The following is a 12,101-nucleotide window of genomic DNA, read 5'->3' as shown; positions in this document are numbered from 1 at the left end:
TGTGGAACCGGTCGGCTGGCCGGGCTCGGGTCGACTGTGTTGTGCCTTCACGGGTGACGGGCCTTTCCGGCGGGGAGTGGTTCCGCCCCGGCGGCGCCGAGGTCCGCCAGCAGCGCCGCGTCGATGCCGTCGGCGAGTTCGGCGACGGTCGGGTGGTAGAAGAGCAGGACGACCGGCAGTTCGAGGTCGAGCGCCCGGCCGAGTCGGGACATGACCTTCGAGGCGAGGAGCGAATGGCCGCCCAGCTCGAAGAAGTCGCTGTGCACGCCGTCCGGGGTGACGCCGAGCACCTCGGCCCAGGTCTCCAGTACGAGGAGCTCGGTCTCGGTCTCGGTCCCGGCGGCGGGAGCGCCGGCCCGGTCGGCATCGGGCCGCAGGGCCGCAGGGCGCACGGCGGGAGCGGCGGGGCTCACCCGGAGGCCGGGAGGGGTCTCCCACGCCGATACCGGCCGTTCGGGAGCACCGACGAGGTGGTCGAGCAGCGCCCTGAAGCCCTCGGAGAGCTGCCGCACCGTGTCGCGGTCGAAGAGGTCGGCGGCGTAGCGGATGACGCCGGTGAGGCGGTCGCCGCGGTCCGTAAGGGAGACCTCGATGTCGAACTTCGCCACTTCGTTCGGTATCTGATGGTAACTCACCTCCAGCCCCGGAAGGCCGGACGGGAGCGCGGGTGGATCCTCCAGCTGGAACATGACGGTGAACAGCGGGTGTTGGCCGAGGTCGCGTTCGGGACGCAGCTCCTGCACCAGCTGTTCGAAGGGGACGTCCTGGTGGGCGTACGCCTCCACCGCGCACCGCCGCACCCGGGCGAGCACGTCGGTGAAGCCGGGGTCGCCCGACAGGTCGGTGCGCAGGACGAGAGTGTTGACGAAGAAGCCGACCAGCGGCTCCACCTCGATCCTGGTCCGCCCGGAGATCGGCGTCCCCACCGTCACGTCGGCCTGTCCCGTGCAGCGCGCGAGCAGGACCTGGAAGGCGGCCAGCAGCGTCATGAACGGCGTCACCTCGTGGGCGCGCCCCAGTGCTCGTATCCGGTCGGCGAGTTCCGCGGGGATCTCGATCTCGACCTGGTCGCCCCGGCCTGACCACACTGCGGGGCGCGTCCGATCCGTCGGGAGCACCGACGGGCTCATGTCGGCCAAGCGCTCGCGCCAGTAGGCGAGTTGGCCTTGCAGTGCCGTTCCGGTCCGGTGGCTCCGCTGCCAGTCCGAGAAGTCGGCGTACTGGACGGGCAGGTCCGGCAGGGCGATCGGCCGGCCGTCGACGGCGGCGCCGTATCCGGCGGAGAACTCCTGCCACAGCACCGGCAGCGACCAGCCGTCGCAGGCGATGTGATGGATCACCAGGACCATCAGGTGGTCGTCGGCGGCGATGCGGATCAGCCTGGCGCGCAGCATCGGGGCGGTCCCGAGGTCGAAGGGGGTCGCCAGATCGGCGGCCACCAGCTCCCGGGCCCGCTGCCAGGCCTGCTCGGCCGGGGTGTGCGTCAGATCGGTGACCGTCGGCACGAAGCTCTCGACCGGCTCCGTGACGTGGCACGGGCCGCGCTCGGAGTCGACGATCCTGCCGCGCAACACCTCGTGGCGCCGCACGACTTCGGTCAGCGCTCGGACGAGCGCCTCCTGGTCCAGCCGGCCACGCAGGCGGACCGCGGTCGGGACGTTGTGGTCCGGCCGACCCGGCCGCAGCCGATCGAGGAACCACAGCCGTTGCTGGGCGAAGGACAACAGGGTCGGAGCGTGCGCGCTCCGATCGGAGCCAGGCATGACGGATCCACCTTTCACGGCGATCGGGAACGCTAAATCGCCCCGGAAATCCCCTCGCCGATTCGCTGATTCGCGAACAGTACGGCGGATACTAGGCAGCTCCCGTCTCGCTCCGCAAGACAGAGAAGAGGGTTGCAGGCATCAGGACAATCTTTACGCCAGCCCACGGCAGTCCTTGTGTAGATTGAACACGCTCGACGGTTAGCATCTGCGCGGCCGACTGCGAAGCCAGATCTGACGTGCCGTCATGGTGCCGATAGAGCACCACACTTCCTTGGGCGGGCGCCACGTGATAATTCTTCTTTCGCCAGGAGGGCGGCCGGATGGGCCCCTTTCATGTCGGCCCTTCATTGTTCCGGATGAGATCGGTGAACCCGTTGCATGAACTCATCCGTTGTCTATAGAGCCCACCCCGTTGCATGAACTCGGAGACGTCATGATGCAGCAGCAGAGCCTGGTGGGTTCATTCGTCTCGCACGCCACCAGCCACCCCGGTGATCCGGCGCTGGTATGGCACGGAACGGAGAAGACCTACCGTGAACTCCACCAGTCGGCGGAGGGTGAGCGCCTCCGGATCGCCCGGCTCGCCCCGGACGGCGACGAGCCGCTCGGCATCCTGGCCGCCAAGTCGCCCTCGACGATCGCCCTGGTGCTCGCCTGCCTGCTGGAAGGGCGGCCCTTCCTGCTGCTGCCGGCGCCCACGCCGGAGAGGAGAACCTCCCACGCGTTGGCCGAGCGGGCCGGAATCCGGCACGTCCTGTCACCGGAGGACCCCCGGGCGCCCGGGCCCGGGCCGGACGCCCCGGACGTCCCGGACCGGCCGGCACAACCGAAGGCGCCGCGCGGTACGGAACCCGCCGACGTCTCCTTCATGTTCACCACCTCCGGTTCCACCGGGCGGCCGAAGATCGTGCCACTGAGCACGGGCGCGGTGGACCGCTTCACCACCTGGGCCGGCGAGCGGTTCGGCATCCGTCGGGGAACGACGGTCCTCAACTACGCCCCGCTCACCTTCGACCTGTGCCTGCTGGACATCTGGACCACGCTCAAGTGCGGCGGCCGCGTCGTCCTGGTCGATCCGGCCCGGGCCACCCATCCGGGCCACCTGTTGGACCTGATGTCCCGCCACGAGGTCCAACTCGTCCAGGCCGTACCGATGTTCTACCGGCTGCTGGTCGACGCGACCGCGCAGAGCGGCCGGCGGCTCGACACCGTCGAGCACGTCGTCTTCACCGGCGACAGCATGCCCGCCCGCTGCCTGGCCGAGCTTCCGCACCTGTTCCCCGGCGCGCGGATCCACAACGTCTACGGCTGCACCGAGACCAACGACAGCTTCCTGCACGAGGTCGACGGCACCGAGCCGGCGGACGGCCCGGTGCCGATCGGACGTCCGCTGCCCGGAGTCCACGCGGTGATCGTCGACGCCGACGGCGGGATCGTGACCGGGCCGGGAACCGGCGAACTGCACGTCGCGACGCCCTTCCAGACCGACGGCTACCTGGACCGGGACCAGGATGCGGACAGATTCGCGACCCACCACCACGACGGGGAGACGCGGCGCTACTTCCGCAGCGGCGACCTCGTACGGCGTGACCGGGACGGCCGCATCACCCTGGAAGGCCGGAACGACCACCAGGTCAAGGTCCGCGGCACGCGGGTCAACACCCACGAGGTCGAGCAGGTGCTGCTCGACCATCCCGACGTCGTCGAGGCGGCCGTGGTGGCCGTGCCCGACCCGGTGGCCGGTCGCCTGCTGCGGAGCGTGGTCCGCCGCGCCCCGGACAGCCGGCTGAACTCGCTGGCGCTGCGCCGGCACTGCGCACAACGCCTCCCGCTCACCGCCGTCCCCACGACCCTGCTGATCGTGGACGACCCGCTGCCCAGGACGTCCACCGGAAAGATCGACCGCACGCCCATCGAGCGCGCCTGCTCCCCGTCCCAGCCCACCGAAGGAACGGTCACGTGAAACACGCCGCGGTAGTCACCCAGTTCATCATCGAGGAGTTCCTGCCAGACGTCGGCGCGAACGAGCTGGACTCCGACTACGACCTCGTGGACGGCGGGGTCATCGACAGCCTCGGCCTGCTCAAGACGATCGCCTGGCTGGAGGACCGCTTCGACGTGCGCGTCGAGGAGTTCGATCTCGACCCGGACAGCTTCCGCTCCGTCGGCTCGATCAGCAGGTTCATCGACCAGGCCCAGCTGCACCGGACGGACGCCCACTAGTCATGCACGAGGTGCTGCGAGCGCTGATCCGCCGGGACCGCGCCGTCGACCAGGAGCTGTGGGGGTCCTTCTGGGACCAGCTGCGTGACGGCGCCCTCCGCTCCGGCGAGGCGGTGGCGCTGCTGTCCTCGCTGTCCACCCGGATGCCCGATCGGGACACGCTGGTCGCGATGCTCCGCTCGCTGGACGAGCGACGGCCGGCCGTCGCCGCGCGGCCGGACGGCACGGCCAACATCGTCGGCACCGGAGGCGGGCCGGCCACGTTCAACATCTCCACGGCGGCGGCGTTCCTCGCCGCGGCCCTGGGCGTCCGCGTCGTCAAGACGGGGTCCCGCGCCTACACGAGCACCTGTGGCTCCCACGACCTGCTCGACCGTCTCGGCATCGGAAGGACCACCTCGTACGAGCGGACCGAGGCCCAGCTGGAACGCTTCGGCATCGCCTTCCCGGGGAACTTCGTCTACCCCCGGGAGGTGGCGCTGCTGGCCCGGAGCATCATGCCGATGGACCTGCGGATGATCGGCGGGTTCATCAACTCCGTCGGCCCCTTCCTGGCCTCGGTGCCGGTCTCCGCCCAGCTCGTCGGCGTCTCGGACCGTTCGCTGCTGCGGACGCTGGGCCAGGTCGCCGCCACCGTCGCCGAGCGGAGGATCTGGCTGTGCTCCAACGAGCTGGGAATCGACGAGCTCGTCAGCTCCGTCGACAACCTCGTCCTCACCAATGACGGCAGCGACGCGATCCGGCTGCCGACCGAGGCTCCCGGGACCGGGACCGGCGCGATCGCCGAACTGCGGCCGGCCGCAGGAGGAGAGGACGTGGTCGACCACTTCCTCGGCGTGCTCTCCGGGCAGGGGACGGCTCTCGCGACGCGGACCGTCTGCCTGAACGCCGCCGCACTGGCCGTCGCGAGCGGGCTGATCGGCGGGTGGCCGGAGGCGATCCGGGCGGCCGACGACGCCCTCCGCGGCGGCGCCGCCCGCGAGCTCGTCGACCGCCTGCGTGCGCGCCCGGTGCGCCGCGCGGTGGCTACGGTGCGTGCGCGGTGAGCGGGTTCTTCGCCCGCCGGCCACCGGACCGGCCCGGCCTGGCGGTGTTCCTCAACGCCGGAGACCCCCCGCTGCCCGTCCTGGCCGACGTCATGCGGATGCTCGACGACTGCCGGGTGGACTGCCTGGAGCTGGCGGTGCCCTTTCCCCACTCGGTCACCGACGGGCCGGTCATCCGCCGATCGGCGCAGCGGGCCCTGGCCGACGGCGTCGGACTCGACGAGGTGCTCGACTTCCTCGGCGGGGTCCTGCCCCGGCTGCGCCACCTGCGGGTGGCGCTGCTGGCCGACTGGAGCCACACGGTCAGGGACCTGACCGTGCCCGGCTTCGTCCGGCGAGTCGCCGAAGCGGGCCTCCACGGGCTGCTGGTCCACGGCTTGCCGCCGCGGCTACGGGCCGACTGCCTCGAAGCGGTGCGGGAGGCGGGGCTGCCCCTGGTCGCCACCTGCTACGCCGCGTCGGCGGCCGAGGTGAAGGCCGCGGCCGCCGAGTGCGCCACCGCGTACCTGTACCTGGTGGCCCACTACGGCCGCAGCGGCGGCAGGCTCACGGCCGACCACCAGGAGCTGGCCGCCGCGCTGGCCGCGCTGCGGAGGACAGCCTCCGTACCGATCGCCGTCGGGTTCGGCGTCCGCTCCCGGACGGACATCGACCTGCTGCACGGCCTCGGCGCCGACGCCGCGGTCGTGGGCAGCGCCGGGGTCGCCCGGATCGAGCACGCCCTCGCCGAAGGGGCCGACGTGGTCGAGGAGTTCCACACCTTCGTACGCACGATTTCGCCGTATTCACCAAGCCGCTAGGAGGCACATCCGATGATCGTCCGACACCTTGCCGAGGTGAAGACCGTGGACTGGGGCAACGGGCTCAGCCGCAGGTTCCTGCTCGAATCCGACGGCCTGGGCTACACGATGACGGACACCACCGTCCGCGCCGGCACCAAGTCGCGGCTGGAGTACCGCCGCCACCTGGAGGCCTGCTACTGCATCGAGGGGAAGGGCGAGGTCGTGGACACCGACGGCACGTCCCACACGCTCGAACCGGGCACGCTGTACGCGCTCGACCAGAACGACGCCCACTTCCTGATCGCGAGCCCGGACGAGGACCTCCGCCTGGTGTGCGTGTTCTCGCCCGCGCTGCGCGGCGACGAACGCCACGACCTGGACTCAGCCGAATTCTCCGAGTACTGACAGGACTGACGGATGATCAGGTGGAACGCCGACCAGATTGCCCTGGGCGAGGGGATCGCCCAGTGGTGCGAGGAGCTCAGCTCCGGCCATCTCGAAGGGGACGCCGAAGGCGCCTTCCCGTGGGACAAGTGGCAGCTGATCCAGCGGTCCGGAATCCTCGGCCTGCCGTTCGATGAGCAGTGGGGCGGGCTGGGCCAGGACCTGCTCACCACCATGCACGTGCTCGAACGACTCGGTACCGGGTGCCGTGACGGCGGACTGAACTTCTCGGTCGCCACCCACCTGGTCGGCGTCGGAGTCCCGTTGCAACGGTTCGGCTCGCCGGAGCTCAAGGCACGCCACCTGCCGGGGATCTGCTCGGGAGAGTCGATCGGGGCGCACGCGATCAGCGAGAGCGAGAGCGGCTCCGACGCGCTGGCGATGAGGACCACGGCCACCCGCGAGAACGACGGCTTCGTGCTGCGGGGCGGCAAGTCCTTCGTCACCAACGGCCCGGTGGCCGACGTGTTCGTGGTCTACGCGCGCACCCACCCGAACGGCGGCCCGCTCGGCATCACCGCCTTCGTCGTGGAGCGGGACACCCCGGGGCTCGTCATCGGGGCACCCCTCGCCACCATGGGGCTGCGGACCGCGCCGCTGAGCGAACTGCACTTCGACGACTGCAGGATCCCCGCATCCGCCGTGATCGGCCGGGTCGGATCCGGGTTCCTGGTCCTGGACCACGTGATGAAGTGGGAGATTCTCTGCTCCTTCGTCATCAACACCGGGCAGATGCGGTACCGGCTCGACCGCTGCGTCGAGTACGCCAAGGAACGTGTCCAGTTCGGCAAGCCGATCGGCTCGTACCAGTCGATCTCCCACAAGATCGTGGACATGGGGATCGGCTTGGACACCGCGCGGAAATGGCTCTACGACACGGCGGTTCGGCTGACGGAGGGCGAGAACGTCACGAGGGACATCGCCGTCACCAAGCTCCTCGCCAGCGAGAGCAACCTCTCCTCCGCACTGGCCGCCGTACAGATCTTCGGCGGCAGTGGGTACCTGGCCGAGTACGGACTGGAGAAGGATCTGCGCGACGCGGTCGCCGGCCCGATCTACTCGGGCACGTCGGAGATCCAACGCAACCGCATCGCCGTCATGTTGGGGTTGTGACGATGCTGGTCAAGATCTGCGGAGCCGCCTCGCCCGAGGATGTGGCATCGCTCGACAGTGCCGGAGTTGACCTCGTCGGCCTGTGGCACGGCGTTCCAGGGGGTCGCATGGAACTGACATTCAATCAACTAGTGTTGCTCGCGGCCGCGGTACACCGAACAGCGCGACTGCATCCGGTCCTCGTGACCTTCCTCAAAGACGCCGAGGTACTGCGCGCGGCGACGGCCGCGGCCCGGGTGCGGTGGGTCCAACTGCACGGCTACCAGCCGCCTGGCCTGGTCCGCGCCCTGAAGAGCACCACGGACCTCAACGTGGTCAAGGTGCTGCACCTCGGTACGGACACCCGCGCGGAGCTGTCCCTGATCGCGGCGTACGAGCGGGCGGGAACGGACCTCTTCCTGCTGGACGCGGTGGCCGGGGACGGCCGGATCGGCAGTACCGGGCAACCGGCGGACTGCGGAGCCGTCATCGAGATCGCGGACCGCCTCTCGCGGCCCTTCCTGCTGGCCGGCGGCATCTCGGCCGACAACCGGGAGGACTACCGGGCGGTGGTGGACCACCCCCTGTTCTGGGGCATCGACGTGGACACGGCGGCCAGGGATCTCGACGGACGGCTGAGCACCGACCGGGTCACGGCCGTGCGGCGCGGCTGGCGAGTGACGGACGGCACCGGGGCGGCCGGATGACGGCCGAGTTCATCGAGGCGCTGCTGGACGCCCGCCGACCGGTGATCATGGAGCTCAAGCGCCAGGACGCCGCAGGGCACGACCTGTTCGGTGACAGGGCGGCCGCACGTCTGGTCGCCGACTACCAGGACGTCGGCGCACCCTGCCTGTCCGTGGTGACCGGGCGGTGGTTCGGTGGCACCCGGGACCTGCTGCGCGAGGTCGTGGAAGCGACGGACCTGCCGGTGCTGCAGAAGGACTTCATCACCCGCCGGAGCCAACTGCACCAGGCCCGCGAGAGCGGTGCGTCCGCGATCCTGCTCACCGCCGCGCTGCTGCCGCGCGCCACCCTGGGCCATCTGGTCGACCTCGGCCTGCGCCTGGGCCTGACGCCGTTCGTCGAGGTCACCACCGAGGAGGAGATCAGCCGCGTGCCACGCGCCGAGGAGTGCGTGGTCGCGGTGAACAACAAGAACATCACCACCCGCGAACGCGGCGCGGGCGACCTGGGGCGAAGCTCGACGCTCCTGCCCGCAGTGCTGAGCAGCGGCACCCGCTGCCCGGTGAGTGCCGGGGCCATCCGCTGCCCCGACGACGCCGCCCGCCTGCTCAGGGAGGGCTTCGCCGGTGTGCTCATCGGGACAGGCCTCCTGCGCGCCGCCAGCCTGCCGGAATGGCTGGACGGCCTCGACGCCCGCCTCGACGCCGGCCGCGAACCGGCTCCACCCGTCCGCCGCCCGGCGGACCCCCCAACCACCGACATCTGGAGGTAGCGGCATGACCAGCGAAGCACCCGAGCAGTGGAAGGTCGTCGTCAACGACGAGGAGCAGTACTCAATCTGGTCCGCCGACCGCGAGTCGCCGGCGGGCTGGCACGAGGTCGGTGTCCGGGGTGCGAAGGACGAATGCCTCGCGCACATCGAACGCGTGTGGACCGACATGCGCCCCCGCAGCCTGCGCCTGCGGTCCGTCCCGGAGGACGGTGCGCAATGAACCGGACACTCGCACCGCACGGTGCGCGCCGGGTGACCGAACCCATGCTCTCCACCACCCTGAACCTCCCGAGGTGCCAGGCCCGAGGCTGGGTCGTCGTCGACTCCATGGTCGACGGCCTGGCCATGGGCGGCACCAGAATGACCCTGACCGTGACCGAGCAGGAGCTGGCCGGGCTCGCCAGGGCGATGACCCACAAGCTGGCGCTGGTCGGCCTGCCCATCGGTGGCGCCAAGGCCGGTATCGCACCCGATCCGGGCGCCACCGTCGAGCGGCAGGCGGTGATGCGGGGGTTCGGCCATGCCGCAGCCCCGCTGCTGCACGGCGGTGTGTACCTGGGATGCGACCAGGGCACCACCTACGCCGACCGGCAGCTGGCCTTCGAGGCCGCCGGGTACGACGTCACCCGCCGCCCCGGCACCACCCGCCTCACGGTCGGCTGGGCCGAACTGTGGGACCACATGGCCGACATCACCGGGTTCGGCGTGGCCGTCGCGGTGCTCGGCGCCCTACGGGCCTCCGGTGCGCGGACCCCGCAGCGCATCGCGATCCAGGGCTTCGGGACCGTCGGGCGCGCGGTGGCCGGTCACCTGGCCGCCCACGGCCACCGGGTGGTGGCCGTGGCCGACGTCCAGGGCACCATCGAGGACCACCGCGGACTGCCCGTCGCCGAACTCGCCGCGCTCACCAGCAGCGATGGCACGATCGACCGGAGCCGGCTGCCCGCCCGAGTCACGGTCCACGGGCCAGGGCAGGCATGGCTGCACATCGACGCCGACGTGCTGGTGCTGGCGGCATCCGCCTCCGCGGTCGACGAGGAGGCGGTGCCGGCAGTCCGGGCCCGCCTGGTAGTCGAGGGCGGAAACCTGAGCTGCACCGCACCGGCCCGCCGGTTGCTGCGCGAGGCCGGCCACACCGTCCTGCCGGACGTGGTCGTCAACGTCGGCGGAGCGGCGGCAACCGGGTGCGTGCTCGCCGGGCTGGCCCCGTCCGACCTGCCGCTCCCGCACCTGTCCGAGTGGCTGCGCGAGTGGGTCTCCAGCAGGATCGCCAGGAACTGCGAGCTGGTGCAGGAGCTGAGCGCCTCAGGCAGCGCCGATCCGGTTGCGCAGCTCCTCGGTTCGCGCGGAGCCCCGGCCGGCGCCTCCGAACCGGGAGTGCCGGCCGAGCGGTGATCCGGCTGGACGATTCACCCTCATGACGGGCGGCGCACCGGCCGACCGGGCCCTCGGACGGCCGTGCCCGCCGACGTCCACCGCCGTCCGGTGACCGGGACCGCGGTGGCCCAGTGGCCGATCCCGGCTCGGGAACGCGGTGTTCCCTGCCGACCGTGTGGACGACGAGGGGCCGCCATCGCGCCCGGACGGCCTCCCGGAACGTCTGGTGGCCGTGACGACTCACCCGGCCGATGCCGGTAGACGGTGCCGACGCCGGCGGGGCGGTCCGGCCTCGGGCGGGCCCAGCGCCGTGTCAGGGGGACGGTCATCATCAGAGGGAAGTGCGTGATGTAGAGGGCGTAGGAGGCGTTCCCGAGGCCTGCGAGGGCGGGGTGCGCCATGCGCCGGGTGGTGCCGTCGATGTCGGCCAGGACGACTGGGCGGCCAAGCCGACGTCGTTGCGCTCCATGGTCCGGTGAAGGCGTCGACGACCTTGTGGTCGAAGGTGGCCATCCGGCGGCTTTGGTCATCGAGGTGCCCCGGTGCGCGTGGCCCGGCCGCCGGCGGTGTGGTCGATGGCGTACAGCCCGGCCACCTCGGCGCCCAGCCGGACCAGGTCCACCGCCCCGATGCGCCTGCCCGGCCGGGCGGCGGGCAGCGCCGCCGCGCCGAGTACGGCGCCGACGTCCACCACGAACCGCCTGCGCTCCACCCCACCATGATGCCCGCCGGCGCCGCGCCGCTCGGCGGGCACCGCGAAGCCGAGCTCCTCCAGCGGCACGCCGAGCAGCGCCTCCAGCACCTCCTGCTGGCCCGGGTGCGGCAGCGGCGGGTCGGGCGACTCCCACCGGCGCAGCTGACGCACGCTCACCGCAGCCGCGACGCCGAGCTGCGCGGCCATCGCGGCGAACGCGACGACGAAGCTCTCCTGGGCGTAGCCCGCCGCTCTCCTCAGCCCGGCCAGTGTCCGCGTGCCCACCGCTGTGCCTCGCCCTCGCCTGCCCTCACCGAAGGCACCACCCCTCCCACCCGGGCGGGCGGGCCGGGGCCGAAATGGCCGGTGAAACGTCCGGTCGAGCGACCCCGTGCCGGAGGCGCGGCGCGGTGCACTGGAGGAGAGCCACGGTGGACTGTGGCTGCCCGTGACGGGCAGTCCTGGTCGCGCCGCTGCTTCGTGCCGTCACCACCGCCTGGGAGCCGTCCTCATGATCGTGCGCGCACCTCACTCCACCGCCCCGGCGCGCCTGGCCGTCGCGGTGATCATCGTGGCATAGCGGTGCCGGCGCTTGAGGGCGAAGTCGTCGATGCCGAGCACGCGCGGGACGCGCGGCGGCGGCAGTGCCCTGCGCATGAGCATGCGCAGGGCGGTGGAGCGGGAGATCCAGCAGGCCAGCACACGGGAGAGGCGGGCGCCCGCCCGGCCCGCTAACTCCTTGACTACGAAGCCGAGTTGGTCGGCCAGGCGCTTGGTCCGGCGCTGGTAGCGCTCCACGACGCCGGGAACCTGCTCGCGGAACGTCTGCCGCTGGCAGCCGAGCACCGCGCACACCAGACGCCGCAACCTCACCGAGACGACGACCCGCCGTCCGTCCACCGGCACGTCCGCGACCCTCCGTCCGTGGAAACCGTGCACCCGCCCTGTCGGCGTCCCGCACACGGGGCACGGCACCGGATCATCCCGGGTCCGCGCCGTCACCCGGATCAGATCGCCCTCGTCCGCCACATCCTCGATGACCAGCGCTGACAACCCCGAAAACACCATGCTTACAAGCTCGTTGACATCTCGCACACCATGCCAACGACGCCCGTCACCCTTCGTTACCACCGATTACGGGACAGAGTAGTCCGGGGGCCTTGAGGCCCCACCCTGATGGGCCGAAAATCTGGGTGGGGCCGTCCAGTTGACGTCGAT

Annotated in this window: 13 protein-coding genes and 1 pseudogene; 11 read left to right on the top strand and 3 right to left on the bottom strand. The window is 71.3% G+C overall.

Annotation, left to right across the window (positions count from 1 at the left end):
* Positions 1 to 47: 47 nt before the first annotated feature.
* Positions 48 to 1,763 (bottom strand): condensation domain-containing protein, encoded by a 1,716-nt coding sequence (locus ACWC9T_RS31490; protein WP_449824454.1) that lies wholly within the window; start codon positions 1,761 to 1,763, stop codon positions 48 to 50.
* 436 nt (positions 1,764 to 2,199) lie between these two features.
* Here ACWC9T_RS31490 and ACWC9T_RS31485 point away from each other — a divergent pair, with 436 nt between their 5' ends.
* From ACWC9T_RS31485 to ACWC9T_RS31435, 11 genes are all read left to right on the top strand, one after another.
* Positions 2,200 to 3,729: an AMP-binding protein gene (locus ACWC9T_RS31485; protein WP_449824453.1), complete on the top strand. Its 1,530-nt coding sequence runs from the start codon at positions 2,200 to 2,202 to the stop codon at positions 3,727 to 3,729.
* Positions 3,726 to 3,989: a phosphopantetheine-binding protein gene (locus ACWC9T_RS31480; protein ID WP_449824452.1), complete on the top strand. Its 264-nt coding sequence runs from the start codon at positions 3,726 to 3,728 to the stop codon at positions 3,987 to 3,989. The genes ACWC9T_RS31485 and ACWC9T_RS31480 overlap by 4 nt, the downstream gene beginning before the upstream one ends.
* Positions 3,990 to 3,991: 2 nt before the next feature.
* The gene (locus ACWC9T_RS31475) at positions 3,992 to 5,035 is read left to right on the top strand and encodes an anthranilate phosphoribosyltransferase (protein WP_449824451.1); all 1,044 of its coding nucleotides are present in this window, start codon (positions 3,992 to 3,994) and stop codon (positions 5,033 to 5,035) included.
* Positions 5,032 to 5,835 (top strand): tryptophan synthase subunit alpha, encoded by an 804-nt coding sequence (gene trpA / locus ACWC9T_RS31470; RefSeq protein WP_449824450.1) that lies wholly within the window; start codon positions 5,032 to 5,034, stop codon positions 5,833 to 5,835. The genes ACWC9T_RS31475 and trpA overlap by 4 nt, the downstream gene beginning before the upstream one ends.
* Before the next feature lie 12 nt (positions 5,836 to 5,847).
* Positions 5,848 to 6,222 carry an ectoine synthase gene (locus ACWC9T_RS31465; protein WP_449824449.1) on the top strand — a complete coding sequence of 125 codons (375 nt, stop codon included), beginning with the start codon at positions 5,848 to 5,850 and terminating at the stop codon, positions 6,220 to 6,222.
* Positions 6,223 to 6,234: 12 nt separating this feature from the next.
* Entirely contained in the window at positions 6,235 to 7,374 is a 1,140-nt protein-coding gene (locus ACWC9T_RS31460; RefSeq protein ID WP_449824448.1) for an acyl-CoA dehydrogenase family protein, read from the top strand.
* A gap of 2 nt (positions 7,375 to 7,376) precedes the next feature.
* On the top strand, positions 7,377 to 8,060 hold the full coding sequence (locus ACWC9T_RS31455; RefSeq protein WP_449824467.1) for a phosphoribosylanthranilate isomerase: 684 nt from the start codon (positions 7,377 to 7,379) through the stop codon (positions 8,058 to 8,060).
* Positions 8,057 to 8,812: an indole-3-glycerol-phosphate synthase gene (locus tag ACWC9T_RS31450; RefSeq protein WP_449824447.1), complete on the top strand. Its 756-nt coding sequence runs from the start codon at positions 8,057 to 8,059 to the stop codon at positions 8,810 to 8,812. Before ACWC9T_RS31455 ends, ACWC9T_RS31450 begins: the two co-directional genes overlap by 4 nt.
* A gap of 4 nt (positions 8,813 to 8,816) precedes the next feature.
* Complete coding sequence (locus ACWC9T_RS31445; protein WP_380454683.1) at positions 8,817 to 9,032, top strand: MbtH family protein; 216 nt, start codon at positions 8,817 to 8,819, stop codon at positions 9,030 to 9,032.
* Positions 9,033 to 9,064: 32 nt separating this feature from the next.
* Positions 9,065 to 10,207, top strand: a complete 1,143-nt coding sequence (locus ACWC9T_RS31440) for a Glu/Leu/Phe/Val dehydrogenase dimerization domain-containing protein (protein WP_449824446.1) — start codon at positions 9,065 to 9,067, stop codon at positions 10,205 to 10,207.
* A gap of 323 nt (positions 10,208 to 10,530) precedes the next feature.
* Positions 10,531 to 10,668 (top strand): hypothetical protein, encoded by a 138-nt coding sequence (locus ACWC9T_RS31435; protein WP_449824445.1) that lies wholly within the window; start codon positions 10,531 to 10,533, stop codon positions 10,666 to 10,668.
* Positions 10,669 to 10,715: 47 nt separating this feature from the next.
* Here ACWC9T_RS31435 and ACWC9T_RS31430 read toward each other — a convergent pair whose 3' ends face one another.
* The gene (locus ACWC9T_RS31430; RefSeq protein WP_449824444.1) at positions 10,716 to 11,168 is read right to left on the bottom strand and encodes a hypothetical protein; all 453 of its coding nucleotides are present in this window, start codon (positions 11,166 to 11,168) and stop codon (positions 10,716 to 10,718) included.
* 279 nt (positions 11,169 to 11,447) lie between these two features.
* A pseudogene (locus ACWC9T_RS31425) lies at positions 11,448 to 11,978 on the bottom strand (transposase family protein); the annotation flags it as partial.
* Positions 11,979 to 12,101: the final 123 nt, after the last annotated feature.

Source organism: Kitasatospora sp. NPDC001159, from assembly GCF_053598235.1.
This window is presented reverse-complemented; position numbering and strand designations above follow the sequence as displayed.